Source organism: Halomonas sp. BC1, assembly GCF_002078135.1.
Classification (GTDB): domain Bacteria; phylum Pseudomonadota; class Gammaproteobacteria; order Pseudomonadales; family Halomonadaceae; genus Vreelandella; species Vreelandella stevensii.
Window position 1 is genome coordinate 450,888 of record NZ_LFGS01000019.1, and the last position, 15,880, is coordinate 466,767.

General features: G+C 59.7%; 12 protein-coding genes and 1 riboswitch. Of the genes, 6 read left to right on the plus strand and 6 right to left on the minus strand.

Features of this window, described 5'->3' with window-relative positions:
- Positions 1-79: 79 nt before the first annotated feature.
- A complete protein-coding gene (gene pta / locus B7L72_RS16125; RefSeq protein ID WP_081195504.1) occupies positions 80-2,263 on the minus strand; it encodes a phosphate acetyltransferase in 2,184 nt (727 codons plus the stop codon).
- Positions 2,264-3,445, minus strand: a complete 1,182-nt coding sequence (locus tag B7L72_RS16130) for an acetate/propionate family kinase (protein ID WP_081195506.1) — start codon at positions 3,443-3,445, stop codon at positions 2,264-2,266.
- 153 nt (positions 3,446-3,598) lie between these two features.
- Between B7L72_RS16130 and B7L72_RS16135 the strand changes: the two genes are divergently transcribed.
- Complete coding sequence (locus tag B7L72_RS16135; RefSeq protein ID WP_081195508.1) at positions 3,599-4,519, plus strand: EamA family transporter; 921 nt, start codon at positions 3,599-3,601, stop codon at positions 4,517-4,519.
- A 128-nt stretch (positions 4,520-4,647) separates the two neighbouring features.
- Positions 4,648-5,157, plus strand: a complete 510-nt coding sequence (locus B7L72_RS16140; protein ID WP_039176693.1) for a porin family protein — start codon at positions 4,648-4,650, stop codon at positions 5,155-5,157.
- 206 nt (positions 5,158-5,363) lie between these two features.
- Here B7L72_RS16140 and aztD read toward each other — a convergent pair whose 3' ends face one another.
- The 4 genes from aztD to tenA all read right to left on the minus strand — a co-directional run bounded on the left by aztD (position 5,364) and on the right by tenA (position 10,334).
- Positions 5,364-6,623: a zinc metallochaperone AztD gene (gene aztD, locus B7L72_RS16145; protein WP_081195510.1), complete on the minus strand. Its 1,260-nt coding sequence runs from the start codon at positions 6,621-6,623 to the stop codon at positions 5,364-5,366.
- A 50-nt stretch (positions 6,624-6,673) separates the two neighbouring features.
- Positions 6,674-7,606: a zinc ABC transporter substrate-binding protein AztC gene (aztC, locus tag B7L72_RS16150; RefSeq protein ID WP_081195512.1), complete on the minus strand. Its 933-nt coding sequence runs from the start codon at positions 7,604-7,606 to the stop codon at positions 6,674-6,676.
- A 117-nt stretch (positions 7,607-7,723) separates the two neighbouring features.
- On the minus strand, positions 7,724-9,640 hold the full coding sequence (gene thiC / locus B7L72_RS16155) for a phosphomethylpyrimidine synthase ThiC (protein ID WP_081195514.1): 1,917 nt from the start codon (positions 9,638-9,640) through the stop codon (positions 7,724-7,726).
- A gap of 25 nt (positions 9,641-9,665) precedes the next feature.
- The gene (gene tenA / locus B7L72_RS16160) at positions 9,666-10,334 is read right to left on the minus strand and encodes a thiaminase II (RefSeq protein ID WP_081195516.1); all 669 of its coding nucleotides are present in this window, start codon (positions 10,332-10,334) and stop codon (positions 9,666-9,668) included.
- An 81-nt stretch (positions 10,335-10,415) separates the two neighbouring features.
- A riboswitch (TPP riboswitch) is annotated at positions 10,416-10,547 on the minus strand.
- Positions 10,548-10,758: 211 nt separating this feature from the next.
- Between tenA and B7L72_RS16165 the strand changes: the two genes are divergently transcribed.
- The 4 genes from B7L72_RS16165 to B7L72_RS16180 all read left to right on the plus strand — a co-directional run bounded on the left by B7L72_RS16165 (position 10,759) and on the right by B7L72_RS16180 (position 15,637).
- Complete coding sequence (locus B7L72_RS16165; RefSeq protein ID WP_081195518.1) at positions 10,759-11,982, plus strand: RNA-guided endonuclease TnpB family protein; 1,224 nt, start codon at positions 10,759-10,761, stop codon at positions 11,980-11,982.
- Positions 11,983-12,352: 370 nt separating this feature from the next.
- Positions 12,353-13,210: a site-specific integrase gene (locus B7L72_RS16170; protein ID WP_081195520.1), complete on the plus strand. Its 858-nt coding sequence runs from the start codon at positions 12,353-12,355 to the stop codon at positions 13,208-13,210.
- Positions 13,203-14,354 carry an IS91 family transposase gene (locus tag B7L72_RS16175; protein WP_081195522.1) on the plus strand — a complete coding sequence of 384 codons (1,152 nt, stop codon included), beginning with the start codon at positions 13,203-13,205 and terminating at the stop codon, positions 14,352-14,354. The genes B7L72_RS16170 and B7L72_RS16175 overlap by 8 nt, the downstream gene beginning before the upstream one ends.
- Positions 14,355-14,683: 329 nt before the next feature.
- Entirely contained in the window at positions 14,684-15,637 is a 954-nt protein-coding gene (locus B7L72_RS16180) for a toll/interleukin-1 receptor domain-containing protein (protein WP_081195524.1), read from the plus strand.
- The last annotated feature ends 243 nt before the right edge of the window (positions 15,638-15,880 follow it).

A 15,880-nucleotide genomic window follows, 5' to 3' on the forward strand; every position in this document is an offset into this window, starting at 1 on the left:
ACGCCCCGAACAGTGAACTGTTCGGGGCGTTTTTTTAGCGTGGCTTTCAGCGGATACGTATACAGGGCTCGGCGAGTGCCTAGCCTTGCCGCTGGCTGGCCTGGATTGCGGTGAGGGCGATGGTGTAGACGATATCATCCACCAGGGCGCCGCGGGACAGGTCGTTCACCGGCTTGTTCAAACCTTGCAGCATGGGGCCAACGCTGACCACTCGGGCGCTACGCTGAACGGCCTTGTAGGTCGTGTTGCCGGTATTGAGGTCGGGGAACACGAACACGGTGGCCTTACCCGCCACGGGGGAGTCGGGAGCTTTCTGCTTGCCCACGCTTTCGATGGCGGCGGCGTCGTACTGCAGCGGGCCGTCGATGGCCAGGTGCGGCGCGCGCTCCTTGGCGATGCGGGTCGCTTCGCGGACTTTATCCACGTCGGCGCCGGTGCCGGAGTCGCCGGTGGAGTAGCTGATCATCGCCACCCGGGGCTCGATACCGAAGGCCTCGGCAGAGCGCGCGCTCTGCAGGGCGATTTCCGCCAGGGTTTCGGCGTCCGGGTCCGGGTTCACCGCGCAGTCGCCGTACACCACCACTTGCTCGGGCAGCAGCATGAAGAAGATCGACGAGACCTGGTTGTACTCCGGGGCCGTCTTGATCAGCTGAAACGCCGGGCGAACCGTGTTGGCGGTGGTGTGTACCGCGCCCGACACCAGGCCGTCCACCTCATCCAGCTGCAGCATCATGGTGCCCAGCACCACGTTGTCCTGAAGTTGCGCTTCGGCGGTCAGCTCGTTGAGCTTGCCTCGGCGGCGTTCGACCATGGGGCCGATATAGTTGGCGCGGGTGCTTTCCGGGTCGATGATGGTCAGCGTGTCGGGCAGCGTCAGGCCACGGTGGTGGGCCACGCTTTCGATGTCCTCCCGCTTGCCTAGCAGAACGCAGTCGGCAATACCACGGCGCTGGCAGATGATGGCGGCTTCGATGGTGCGCGGCTCGTCGCCTTCCGGCAGCACGATGCGCTTTTTGGCCTGCTGGGCCAGCTTCACCAACTGATGGCGGAACGCCGACGGCGACAGGCGGCGGGGGTAGCCACGGCTCAGTTTGGCTTTCAGCCACTCCAGGTCCATGTGTGCCGCCACGTAGCGTGCCACCTGCTCGGCGCGCTCGAAGTCGTCCATGGGAATTTCGCTGCTGAGCTGGCTGAGGTTCTGGGCCGTGGTCAGGCTGTCGGTTTCCACCGTCAGCACCGGCAGGCCGGTCTTCAGCGCCGGGCGACACATCTCGATCATGCCGTCGTTGGGAAGGAACCCGTTGGTGAGCAGCACGCCCGCCAGCTGAGTGCCGTTCATGGTGGCCAGCGCCGAGGCCAGCACCACGTCGTCACGGTCGCCGGAAGCCACCACCAGACTACCCGGCGCGAAGATATGCAGCGCATTGGCCGCACTTCTGGCACACAGGCTGGTAGAGAGGACGCGGCGGCTGGCGGCTTCGCCTTCGTTGAGCATCTTGGCATTCAGCGCCCGGGCTACGTCTAGCGTGCGCGGAGCGCTCAGGGTCTTGCTGTAGGGTACCACGCCAATCAGGTGGAAGCGGTCGGTGGCTAGCGCCGGGGAGTAGCGTCGCAGTTCGTTGAGTACCGGCTCTTCCAACTGCGGCTTGATGGTGCCCGGTGCAGCGGAAAGATCATCCTCCTGACCGTAGGGCAGGTTTTTCATGCGCATCAGAATGCCGCCCAGGGTGCGGCTGGAGCTGACGCCGCCAAAGCTGCGTGCGTGCATGTCCAGCTCTTCCGCCAGGTGCTGGGGCTCGTTCAAGTCGCCGGTGCCCACCAGGATGATGCGGGCGTTCAGGGCATGCGCCAACTGCGCGTTGGTCTGGGTCGCGTAGGTGGTGTGCTGGGTCGGCACGACGCCTTCCACCACCACCAGGTCCAGAGCGCTGCCGTCGCGGTACGCCTGCTGGGTGACCTGCTCGTAAAGCTCGACGACGTTTTCCATCAGCTCGTCGGTCTGGTCGTCGCGCAGCAGCCGCTCCAGGCGTGCCTGGGAAATAGGCGAGGGCGGGCGCTGGTTCAGCGTCCGCGAGACCAGCGCCGTCGAGCGGTCAAGGCCCGGGCCGTTCAGCTCGTTCTGCATGAACGGCTTCAGAAAGCCAGCTTTCAGGCCAATGGTATCCAGCGCTTGAATCAGGCCCAGACAGGCCGAGGTCAAGCCTGCCCCCATGCTGGTGGGGACAAGCAGAATGGCTTGGGGTTGCTCGGAAGAGCTGTTCATTCAAGGGGTCTCCACACAGTAGCGGGTTTCCATGGCAATGCGGCCCTCTTCATCGGTGGGGATCACCCACACTTCAGGGCCGTTATGGCTCGCGGTGTCCAATTTGCCTTCTTTGCCGCGAATGGTCGCTTCGTTGGCGGCTTCGTCCATACTGAAACCGAAGTGGGGCAGCAGCGCCAGCACTTCACGACGTACGATAGACGAGTTTTCGCCAATACCGCCAGTGAAGATCACGCCGTCTAACCTGGGTAATGCACAGGACAGCGCCGCCAGCGACTTGGCGATGCGGTAGCAGAACACGTCCAGCGCCAGCTTGGCACCGGGGTGGCCAGCCACGGCCTGGTCTTCCACTTCACGCATGTCGTTGGTCAGGCCGGAAAGGCCCAGTAGGCCGCTTTGCTTGTTCAGGACGTTATCGATCTCTTCCACCGACCAGCCCAGTTGGCGATGCAGGTGGGCATGCAGGCCGGGGTCGACGTCACCGCTGCGGGTGCCCATTACCAGGCCTTCCAGCGGGGTAAGGCCCATGCTGGTATCCAGGCTCTGGTTGTTCCACACGGCGCTGGTGGAGCAGCCGTTGCCCAGGTGGGCGGTCAGCCAGCCGCCTGCACCACGGCTGCTCAGTTCCCCGGCGCGCTGGCTGACGAACGCATGGCTGGTGCCGTGAAAGCCGTAGCGGCGAATGCCATGTTCGGTGTACAGCGCTTCCGGCAGCGCGTAGCGGTAAGCGCGGGGCGGCAGTGTCTGATGGAAGGCAGTGTCGAAGACGGCCACCTGGGGCAGCTCGGGAAACACCTTGCGCGTGGCGGCAATACCCGCCAGATTGGCAGGGTTGTGCAACGGGGCCAGGGCTGCGGTGGTTTCGATGGCGGCAATCACGCTGTCGTCGATCAGCGCCGCTTGGGTGAAGTGCTCTCCTCCATGCACGATACGGTGGCCCACGGCACCGGGAACGCGGCCTTCCAGGCGCTCCAGAATGGCGCTTAGCGCTTCGCCGTGGTCGGCGCCGGGCAGCGGCTGGGTGAAGCTCTCACCGGCGCTGTTCTTGCCTTTCAGGCGAGCGTCGCTGCTGCCCAGACGTTCTGCCAAACCGGCTAGACGCGGTGCCTGAGGGTCTGAATCGATCAAAGCGTATTTAATGGAAGAAGAGCCACAGTTGATAACCAGCACCCGTGCGTTCATAACAACCTTTGTAAAGTAGTCAGGAGGAAAGGGGGATAGGCTTTAGTTTAGCATGTAGAGACTGAGAAAATCAGCGAAGAATTTGGTTGGCCTTCTATGTAAAATGTCGTCATCCTGTTCCTTATATAACCTAACGTGAGCCGTTTTGTTCCTATGTCGTCGATTTCCAGCCCCGCGCTTTTGCCCCGTCATCTCGCCATTCTGCTGATGATGTGTGTGGCCACCATGTTCGCCGCCAACCACGTGTCGGCGCGGCTGGCCTTCGATAACGGTACGGGGCTGCTGCTGGCGGTATTGATGCGTTCAGGGGTGGCCTGCGTGATCCTGCTGAGCCTGTTCGTGCTGCAGAAAAAGCGCTTCTGGCTGCCGCCCGGTGCCTGGCGCTGGCAGCTGGTGGTGGGGCTGTTGATCACTCTGCAAAGCGTCAGCCTGTATTCCGCCGTGGCTCGCCTGCCGGTGGTCATTGCCCTGTTGCTGGTCAACACCTTTCCCATTCAACTGGCGCTGCTTAGCTGGGCGCTGGGTGGCCCCAGGCCTTCGCTGCGCAGCTGCCTGATCATGGGCACCATATTGATTGGCCTGCTGGTGGTGCTGGATATTCCCAGCTGGTTGGCCAACGCCGATGCCATGGGTCCCGAGTGGTTGGCAGGCATTGGCTTTGGGCTGCTGGCCGCCTTTGCGTTTGCCTGTGCGCTATGGATCACCGAGCACCGCCTGGCAGGCGTAGGCAGTACCCTGCGTAGCCTGCTCACCATGCAGACCGTATTCGTGGCCATGATTCTTGGCGGGCTACTGGGGGCAGTGCCTGGCGGCATGAGCCTGCCCGATAACAGTAGCGGCTGGGCAGGGCTCATCATGCTGGCACTGCTTTACGGCAGCGCGTTTTCGGTGCTGTTCATCTTCGTGCCCCGCCTGGACATGGCGCGCAACGCCCCCGTGATGAACTTCGAGCCGGTGGCTTCGCTGCTGATCGGCTACCTGGTGCTGGGACAAATGCTCAGCCCCAGCCAGCTGCTGGGCGGCGCGGTGGTGGTGGGGGGCATCGTGGTGCTCAGCCTGTCGAGAGGCCGCTAGCCTACGCCACCGGACGCCGAAAAAAGGAAATTATATGCAAAGCGTGGGACGGCATTTGCGTTCTCTCGGGGGTTGAGCCACACTTGATCAGTGTAAGGAAACACTGTTTTTTAACTGAGGTGAACCCCATGAAAACGTCCGTTCTTTCCCTTGCCTCTGCGGCACTGCTGGTAGGCGCCGGTACTTTTGCGGCATCAGCTCAGGCCCAACAATCTTTCCAATACCCACAAGGATACGTGGGTGGCGATGCCATGTTCTGGAGCCTGGACCCCGACCGCGGCTCATCCCGCGACGATGTCGGCCTTCGCCTGCGCGGTGGTGCTCAGTTCAACGAGTTTTTCGCCCTGGAAGGCCACCTGGGCACAGGCGGCTCTGATGGCAACGTAGAGCTCGATTATCTGGCCGGTGTCTACGCCAAGGGTATTCTGCCCGTCTCGCCGGATGTCCGCCTCTACGGTCTGGCTGGTGTCACCGAGGTCGATTTCGACCGTGACCGTGAAAGCGGCTTCTCCTATGGCGCTGGCGCGGAAGTGGACATTGCCGACAACCTGGCACTGGGCGCCGACTACATGCGCTACCTGGACAAATCCGCGTATGACTTCGATGCCGCCAGCATCGGCCTACGCTATCGTTTCTGACGCGACTGCTGCTGACATCATCATGTACAGGTAACGACCTGACAAACTCGTATCAAGGGAACCCCGCCCCGCTGATCTGCCGACACAGGCAGACAGCGGGGCTTTTTGTTGGTCGGCTCAAAGTACTCATTTACACCTTGTAAACTCCGTCTTTTCGCCGATTTTTGCCTTGTCTGGCCATCGCTCGCCGACCTTTCGTACAAAGCCTAGTGCCCGTGAGAGACGCCGGTGCCGCCCACCGCCACGATATTGAACGGCTTGCCTTCAAGGGCCATCTCATCGACCTTTTCGAAGGTTTCCGCACTGACGAAGTGCAGCGTTTCGGTAGCGGGGTCGGTGACCACGATATGCTCACCCGCCACGGCAATGCGTGGGCGCGGGTCGTTCCAGTGGCCATCCATGGAGTAGGGCTCGGTCAGGCGCAGCGACTGGGCCAGCTCGCCGTTCAGCACATCCAGTTGATGCAGCTGGCCGTCTTCGGTGAACACATAGGCGTAGCGGGCGCGAATCGGGTCCACCGCAAAGTGCACGCGACGGGTAGGCAGTTGCACCAGCTGGAAGCCTTCTTCACCTTCGGTGGGGTCGACCAGCAGCACCCGGTCTGGCCCGTAGTTACCCAGAAAGTACTGTAGTCCGGTGCCGCCCAACAGAGTGGAAGCACTGCCTTCCGGCAGGGAGCTAGGGTAGGGCAGGTGGGTGATCTGGGGCGTGCCGTCTTCCGTGGCGATCAGCAGCAGGCCGGTGTGGCAAGCCAACGCATAGAGACTGCCAGAGCCCGCCGCGCCGTGTAGCCCAGGGCAGGCCACTTCGTCGCCGACCAGGTGGCCATCGCTATCCAGCACCTTGGCACCGACCGGGCGCTGGGAAGCATCTTCCGGGTTGACCACCGTCACCACCGCATGCTGGTGGAATGGCACGGCCACCCCTTGGTGCGCTGCCTCCACCGGCACCGTACGGACCTCGGGGGCGTCTGCCAACAGGCTGCTTTCGGTGAACAGGCGGGCCTCGTCTTCACCATCGAACCACTGGGCAATGTAGCCCTGGCGCTCGATGAAGTGGGCGGGGCGCTCTCCTTCCAGAACCGTACTCAGCAGCGCCGGGTCGGCCACCTCGATATCGGCGTGGTCGCCGTGGTCATGGAAAGCGATGCCGGTATTGATCACCGACACCGTGTTTGCCGCTCCTTGCACGGCAAATACCGCCTCGCCGCTACGGGTGCGATGCAGCGCCGCCGGGCCTTCCAGCTCGAAGGTGTCCAGCAGCGACTTCTCCGTGGCGTCGATGACGTGGACCACGGCATCCTGCTGGTCGGCGACCACCAGCCGCCAGGCCGTGACGTTTTCATCGTGGGCATGGTCATGGCTATGGTTGGAGTGACCATGGGAGTGGTCGTGGGCCTGCACGGCGGCACTGCCTATTGCGAAAGCGAGCGCGGTCAACGCTTTGCCTACAAACATCGGGGTCATCGTTTCTCTCTCCTTGAGCCCAGAAGGGGCGTGGTTAATCACCTGGGTGGCTACTGCAGCGCCGTCACCAGGGTGTCGACGTTATGGCGCATCATGTCGAGGTAACTGGCCGCCGGGCCATCGTCCCGCGACAGCGCGTCCGAGTAGAGGGTGCCGCTGAGCGACAGGCCGGCCTCCTGAGCGATTTGCTCGACCAGCCGAGGGTTGGAAATGTTTTCGGCAAATACCGCCACGGCGCTTTGCTGCTCGATGGCATCGATCAGCTGCGCCACATGGGCGGCCGTGGCTTCGGATTCGGTGGAGACCCCCTGCGGGGCCAGAAAGCGCACGCCGTAGGCCTCTTCGAAGTAGCGAAAGGCATGGTGAGCCACCACCACGGTACGCCGGTATTCGGGAATCCTGGCGATGCGCGCGTGGATGTCCTGCTCCAGCGCTTCCAGGTCCTGATCGTAGCGCTGCTGGTTGGTGCGGTAGGTATCGCAGCCTTCTGGGTCCGCCTCGCAGAAGGCGTCGGCAATGCGCACTACGTACGCTTTGGCATTGGGCACCGACTGCCACGCGTGGGGGTCGTAGGGCGCTTCATGGAACACCGCCCGGTCGCCATAAAAGTGGTAGTGCCCGCCCATGGGGTCTTCGAGATGCACCGCGTGCTCCGAGACGGTGACCACACTGGCCTCGGTACCGCTGGCCTCGATCAGGCGGGTAAGAAAGCCCTCGAACATCAGGCCATTGATGAGCACCACGTCTGCCTGCGCCACCTGGCGAACGTCGGCGGGGGTGGGCTCGTAAACGTGGGTGTCGTCGTTGGCGCCCACGATGCTGGTCAGCGCGATGCGTTCGCCGCCAACCTGGCGGGCCAGGTCTTCGATGATCGAGAACGAGGCCACCACGTTCAGGGCGGGCTCATCGGCCATGGCGTTCAGGCTGCCCAGCGCCAACATGCCCGCCGCCAGCAGAGAAGGTACGCGTTTCAACAGACCCACGGTGAGGCTCCTTGATTGAATGTATATGTTATAACATAACAAAAAAAGAAGCCGAACATCAAAGAGGCCAAACATCCAGAGGGTTGCTCCCCCCGCCCGCAGGCGGGGGGAGAGCGCTCAGACCTCCTGGTACAGCTCGCTGCCTTCCCGGCGGAACTTCTCCGCCTGCTCCTGCATACCGCGCTTCACTGCTTCGGCATCGCTTTCGCTGGCGTTTTCCGGGGTGCGGTCGCGGTAGGTGTCGCGCACTTCCTGGCTGATCTTCATCGAGCAGAACTTCGGCCCGCACATGGAGCAGAAATGCGCCACCTTGGCGGAATCCTTCGGCAGGGTTTCATCGTGGTACTCCCGCGCGGTATCCGGGTCCAGGCCCAGGTTGAACTGGTCTTCCCAGCGGAACTCGAAGCGCGCTTTAGAGAGCGCGTTATCACGGCGCTGTGCCGCCGGATGGCCCTTGGCCAAATCTGCCGCGTGGGCGGCAATCTTGTAGGTGATGATGCCGGTTTTCACGTCATCCTTGTTGGGCAGGCCAAGGTGCTCTTTCGGCGTCACGTAGCAGAGCATGGCGCAGCCAAACCAGCCAATCATCGCCGCCCCAATGCCAGAGGTAATGTGGTCGTAGCCGGGGGCGATATCCGTTACCAGCGGCCCAAGGGTATAGAAGGGCGCTTCGTCGCAGTACTCCAGCTGCTTGTCCATGTTCTCTTTTACCAGGTGCATGGGCACGTGGCCGGGGCCTTCGATCATCACCTGTACATCGTGTTTCCAGGCAATGTGGGTCAATTCGCCCAGAGTTTTCAGCTCCGCCATTTGCGCTTCATCGTTTGCATCAGCAATAGAGCCCGGGCGCAGGCCGTCGCCCAGCGAGAACGCCACATCGTACTGCTTGCAGATCTCGCAGATCTCCTCGAAGTGGGTATACAGGAAGCTCTCCTGATGGTGATACAAGCACCACTTTGCCATGATGGAGCCGCCACGGCTGACAATGCCGGTGACGCGGTTGGCGGTGAGCGGCACGTAGCGCAGCAGCACCCCGGCGTGAATGGTGAAATAATCCACCCCCTGTTCCGCCTGCTCGATCAGCGTATCGCGGAAGATCTCCCAGGTGAGGTTTTCGGCAATGCCGTTGACCTTCTCCAGCGCCTGATAGATGGGCACCGTACCAATCGGCACCGGCGAGTTGCGGATGATCCACTCGCGGGTTTCATGGATGTTCTGGCCGGTGGAGAGATCCATGATGGTATCCGCACCCCAGCGGATGCCCCAGGTCATCTTGTCCACTTCCTCTTCGATGGAAGAGGTGACCGCCGAGTTGCCCAGGTTGCCGTTGATCTTCACCAGGAAGTTGCGGCCAATGATCATCGGCTCGCTTTCCGGGTGGTTGATGTTGTTGGGAATGATCGCCCGGCCACGAGCCACCTCATCGCGCACGAACTCCGGCGTGATCTCCTTGGGCAGGCTGGCACCGAAGCTCTGGCCCGCATGCTGATGGCCCAGAATGCGCTCTACTTCTGCCGTTCCCAACGCCTGGCGGCGCTGGTTTTCCCGCAGAGCGATGAACTCCATTTCCGGCGTGATGATGCCCTGGCGGGCGTAGTGCAGCTGGGTCACGTTCTTGCCCACTTTCGCCCGGCGGGGTGTGCGGCTTAAATCAAAGCGCAGCTGGGCAAGGGTGGGGTCGTTGGCGCGGCGCTGGCCGTACTGGCTGGTGGGGCCATCCAGAAACTCAGTGTCGTTGCGCTCTTCGATCCAGGCCCGGCGTAGCTCCGGCAGGCCCTGGCGCAAATCGATGTTGGCGCTGGGGTCGGTGTAGGGGCCGGAGGTGTCGTACACCAGCAGTGGCGGGTTCTGCTCATCCGCGCCGCTGGTTTTGGTGGGCGAGAGGGTGATCTCCCGAAATGGCACGCGAATATCCGGCCGCGAGCCTTCCACGTACACCTTGCGCGAGCCGGGCAGCGGCGCCACGGCGGCGGCATCGACCTGGGCGGTTTCGGCTAAAAAGTGTGCGGTGTTGCTTTTGACGGTCTTGGTCATGACGGTTGCTCTATGTGGTAGGAGATTATTCAGAAAGGTCTAAACCCATCTGCCAGAAGTCGATTTCCAGGCGGGTGGCATCGCGGAAGATTTTGCTCAGCTCACGAAAGCGGGCGGGGGTGACATCCGCCAGGCGGGCATCGAGCCACGCAAGCTCCGCCTGCATGGCGGCCTGGAACTCCTCGCCTTCGTACATGGCGATCCAGGCATCAAACGGGTTTTGCGCGCCGCGCAGCGTAGAAGGCTGCGCGTTCAGCCAGTTGGCGATTTCGCCGTAGCCCACCAGGCAGGGGGCCAGCGCCACGTGCAAATCGAGCAGGTCACCGCGATTGCCGGTGTCCAGCACATAGCGGGTGTAGGCCAGCGTGGCGCGGGCTTCAGGGAGTTCGGCAAGCTCCTGCTCGCTGATGCCCCACTCCTGGCAAAAGCCCACGTGCAGGCCCAGCTCCACGTCCACGATGGCTTTCAGGCCCTCGTGGGCCTGGCGTAGATCTGCCAGGGTGGGGCTTTTGTAAGCGGCTAGCGCATAGGCGCGGGCGAAGTGGATCAAGAACAGGTAATCCTGCTTCAGGTAGTGGCGAAACGACGCCTCAGGCAGCGTGGCGTTGCCCAGCTGGCGCACGAAATCGTGCTCGATATACGCGCGCCAATCGTCCTGGCAAGCGGTGGTGAGATCGGTAAAGCGGTAGCCCATGATGCCTCCGGTGGTACAGCGAACCGGCGCACGGGCGAAGGGAGAGTGAGTTGGGGCAAGGTATCAGGTGAACACGGCGCATCCCAACCACCGCTTGATTCCTACGCCGGTACTAGCCGGATCAGGTTCAACGGGCCCCGCCGTGACGACTTGCTGCAGCAGCCAGCCGTATAGCGATCTCAGCCGGTTCCACCGGCACCCCGTCAAGCAGTATTCAGCGCAGTGTAGGAGGCGAGAGGGGGAGATGCAAGGGGCGTTAGCTTGATCGAACACACGGGCTTCATGGAAGCATAACCGCCCTTCACTAACCCAATGGACTTCTGACCCAGTGCGCGACAAGCCCTGCCGTTCAGGGCGGAGAAGGATAGCGCAGACGCCGCAGGCGTCCTATAATACTGTATATGGTTACAGCAACCGGATCACCATGCAACGCCTCCAAGCCTACAAGTACGAACTGATGCCAGACGGCCAGCAAGCGCGGCAAATACGCCGCTTCGCTGGCTCGTGCCGGTTCATCTACAACAAGGCGCTGGCGTTGCAGAAAGAGCGCTACGAGCAGGGCGAGAAGAAGCTCGGCTATGCGGGTCTGTGCAAGCGACTCACCGAGTGGCGCAATAGCGCGGAAACCGCATGGCTGGCCGATTCGCCCGTGCATCCGTTGCAGCAGACGCTCAAGGATTTGGAGCGGGCCTACACCAACTTCTTCGCTAAGCGGGCGGACCTCCCGCGCTTCAAGAAGAAGGGCCAGTCGGATAGCTTCCGCTATCCCGACCCAAAACAGATCAAGCTCGATCATGGCAACAACCGCCTGTTTCTGCCAAAGCTGGGCTGGCTGCGCTATCGCAACAGTCGCGAGGTGTTGGGCGTGGTGAAGAACGTCACCGTGAGCCAGTCGGGCGGCAAGTGGTTCGTGAGCATTCAGACGGAGCGCGAAGTCGAGCAACCGGTGCCGCAGGCCACCAGCGCCATCGGTATCGATATGGGCATTACCCGCTTCGTCACCCTCTCGGACGGCGCGTTCTACGCGCCGCTTCACAGCTTCAAGCGGCATGAGGGTGCTCTGCGCAAGGCGCAACAGGCGATGAGCCGCAAGACGAAGTTCAGCAACAACTGGAAGAAGGCGAAAGCCCGCGTCCAGCGTATTCATTCCCGCATCGGCAATGCCCGCCGCGACTTCCTACACAAGGCCTCGAGCGCGATCAGCCAAAACCACGCGATGGTGTGTATTGAGGACTTGCAGGTACAGAATATGTCCAGGTCAGCGGCAGGCAGCACCGAAAATCCGGGGAAAAACGTTCGGGCCAAGTCCGGCCTGAACAAGTCCATCCTCGATCAAGGCTGGTTTGAGTTCCGCCGCCAGTTGGACTACAAGCTGGCCTGGAGAGGCGGATGGCTCGTCGCCGTGCCGCCGCAGAACACGAGCCGCACCTGTCCGTGCTGCGGCCATGTCTCGGCGGACAACCGGAAAACGCAGGCGCAATTCTTGTGCGTTGAATGCGGTTTCGAGGAAAACGCCGACGTGGTTGGGGCGATCAATGTGTTAAGGGCGGGGCACGCCCGGTTCGCCTGTGAAGTGAGCGGTGCAGTAATGCCGCCAGCAGCAGGAACCCACCGAAGCGACTCAGGGGCGGCTCAATGCCTCCACTGAGCGCCGTAGGAATCTCCAGCCTTTAGGCTGGGAGGATGCCAAGCGTTCCATCAGTTTCATGGGAGAATGCCTTAATAATGCTGTATTTAAAAACAGTATTATTGAGACGAGCAAAACGCGCAAGCCCGCGAATTTTGGCTACATCGCCAAAATTCTCTTTGCACGCTGTAGAATCAATGAGGTAGATTCAATTTGGTGGCTATGAAACCTCAGTCATTGTGATGTCACGTTCATTGAGGTTTCATGGCAGGGCGTATAATCACTGTTGAACTAAACCGCTTCGCGGTAGCTGTTGACGAATCACGTTTTTCGCCTCATCGGGCCACACTATTGATTGACCCACGTGGGTCAATCAACAGGAGTGACGACGATGACTGCCCTGCGACAGAAGATGATCGCGGCCATACGTCAGCGTGGCTTTGCGCAACGTACCCACAATACCTACCTGATGGTGGTCACTGATCTGGCACGTTATTTCCACCGTTCGCCAGACACGTTGAGTACCGACGACCTGCAACACTTCTTCAATCACCTGGTTCAGGAGCGCGGTTTGTCTGCCGCCAGTTGCCGTGTCTATCTGCACGGCGTGCGGTTCCTGTATTTGCACGTGTTGCAGTGGCCGTCGTTTGATGTGCCGCTCACCGTCCCCAAAAAACCGCAGCGGATTCCAGAACTGCTGACCCGCGACGAGGTTCGGCGGATCCTGGCCGCCTGCCAAAACGCCAAGCATCGCATGATGCTCGAACTGTGCTATGGCTGCGGATTGCGTGTGACCGAGGTCTGCCACCTGCGAGTTAGTGACATCGACAGCCAGCGTTACCAACTCCGTGTGACGCAGGGCAAGGGCGGCAAGGATCGTATGGTGTTACTACCCGTGACCCTGCTTGATCGCTTGCGCGATTACTGGCGCGCCTATCGGCCAGTCACATGGCTGTTCCCGAGCGCTCTGTTTCCCGATCAAGCCCTGCATGCCAGTGCGCCACAGAAGGCCTTTACCCAGGCCAAGCGTCTGGCCGGGGTCGAGCGGGTGGGTGGCATCCATAGTCTGCGCCATGCCTATGCCACCCATGTTCTGGAGCAAGGCCTGCCCGTCCATCAGCTCCAGCGACTACTGGGCCACCGTAACCTCCAGTCGACGATGCGCTACCTGCACTGGCTACCGAACCAGCAAGGGGGAGATCAGTGTCATATTGACCTGGTGGCCGCCCTGGAGGTGAGCCATGACTAAGGCCGCTACCTTGCAACAGGCATTGAGCCGCTTTCTCGACCCAAGCGGTCTTGATCGCCAGCGCCAACGGGTGTGTACCCATCTGCTGGCCTGCCGAACGAAGGCGATGGGTGGGATGGTCTTACAGTGCTCTGACTGCGCTCATGTACAGCCACGCTACTTTGGCTGTCGTGATCGTCACTGTCCACAGTGTCAGGGCCGCGCCATGGCGCAATGGGCTGAGCGTCAGCAGGCCAATATGCTGCCGGTGCGCTATTACCACGTCGTATTCACGCTACCGCACAGTCTTAATGGCTGGGTTCAGCTTCATCCCGAGGTGATTCACCGATGGCTGTTCCAGAGTGCCTGGCAAACGCTGTGCACGTTTGCACGAGACCCAAAACGCCTCAACGGCGAAATGGGCATGATCGCGGTGCTTCACACCTGGGGCCAGAACCTGAGCCAGCATGTGCATCTGCATTGTCTGGTTCCAGGCGGTGCCTTGAGTGACGATGGCAAGTGGCATGAAGCGCGAAGCAACTACTTGTTCCCCGTGCGGGCCCTGTCACGCCACTTCCGTGGGCACATGGTGAGCGCTCTGCGCAAGGCCGCCCATGCTGGCGATCTCCACCGGGTTACCCGGCCCGGCGATGTCGATGCTCAATTGAACACACTGATGGCCACTGACTGGGTGGTTTACAGCAAGGACTGCCTTGAACACACCCAGGCGGTAGTACGCTACCTGGCGCGCTACACGCGCCAGATCGCCATCAGCAACGCACGTATCCTCGCCGTAGACGACCAGCAAGTGACCCTACGTTACAAGGATTACCGCGACCACGACCGACACAAGCAACTCATTCTGGATGGCGAGGAGTTCGTGCGTCGCTTCCTGCTCCACGTCCTGCCTAGGGGACTGATGCGAGTGCGGCATTACGGCTTTCTGGCCAATCGCTGCCGACGGCAACGTCTGGTACAGATCCGTCGAGCGCTAGCGATGGTTGACCAGGCCCCCCATGTCGATACAGCCGCCAGCGATGCGGAGCCGACCTACACCTGTCCACACTGCAAGCAGCCCACCTTACGGATGATCGGGACGCTCACACCCCAGCGCCCCCTCCATGATCAGCCGCCTAACGACAAGGAGCAACACTATCGAGCATGATGTAACGCCCTACGACAACAACAGACCTGGCTAACCGGCTCGCTAGCGAGTCATGGATAAGCTCGTCCCGATGATGGATTTTAGCCATCAGACGCGCTACATTGGGTTAAATTGGATTTGGAAGTGTCGACATAATGACGAAACGGACGATCAGAGCGCGTGCCCCCCGACCTGCCAATGCGCCGTTTGGCACCTCAGGCCACCTGTCAGTCAATACAATTCCCTATTAAATAGCCGCCTGATGGACGCGCCTTAGTCCAACAGGCATTTATTCGCCATGCTCCGCACGGCGAATAAATGCTTCACTGTTAGCACAAAATGGAGTATTTATGCATCCCAAAGTTTTTGTAAGTCACGCAAGTGAAGATAAAGAAAGATTCGTAACAAATTTCGCAACAAAATTGCGTGAGAATGGTGTGGATGCTTGGCTAGACAAGTGGGAAATGCTGCCAGGTGACAGCCTAGTTGATAAGATCTTTGAAGAAGGCTTAAAAGAAGCTCAAGCAGTGATTATTGTGCTTTCAAACTACAGCATAAAAAAGCCGTGGGTTCGTGAAGAGTTAAATGCAAGCATTGTTGCTAAACTGTCTAAAGGTACAAAGATAATTCCAGTTATATTAGATGATTGTGAGGTTCCTCAATCGCTAACATCAACTCTTTGGGAGTCAATTCCTGATTTAAAAAATTACGATCAAAACTTTAAGCGAGTGTTGTCTTCAATTTTTGGCGCTACAGATAAACCAGCGCTGGGCAAGGCTCCTGCACATACGATATCTGTATATCATGAGATTGGAGGCTTAACAAAGGCAGATAATTTGGTTTTAAAAGAATCTTGTGAATACGCTATTGAAAATGATGACATTATGATCAATCCAGAGTCATTGTTCGGGGATGGAGAAAAACTAGGATTCAGTCGAGCTGAAATCAAAGACTGCATTGAGGTATTGGAGCAGAATGGATACCTTGATGTATCTCGATATCTTGGAGGTGGTGGAGACAATTACTCATGCCATTTCAGAGTAACTACATATGGTCTAGATAACTACGCTAGGTCCTATATCGCTGACTATTCAGAAATACTGGAAAAGATCGTTAGCCTTATCGTCAATGAAGACATAAATTCAAACGCAGGCATTCAAGAAAAAATTGATAAACCAATCTTAATTATCAACCACATATTGGACGTATTAGAGTCAAATAACCATGTTAAATTATCCAAAACTATTGGTGGCATGGTTCAAATATATAATGTTTCAGCAAGTCTGCGCCGAGCATTGGCGTAGCGTGCTTATAACAAGCGCATGTTGTCGGACTGGTTTTCCGCTGCGCTCCAAACCAGCCGCAAATGCGGGCGTTATGTTGCAAAGAAATGGTGAGTCGTGGACGAAGAAGAATCACTTAACAGAGCAATTTATGAGGAGGTGGCTATTTTCCCGTATGACAAGGGATGGCCGCTTTTGTTTAAAGAAGAGCGCGATCGCCTCCTTCAACTGTTTCCAAGTAGCTTTTTGGCGATCGAACATATT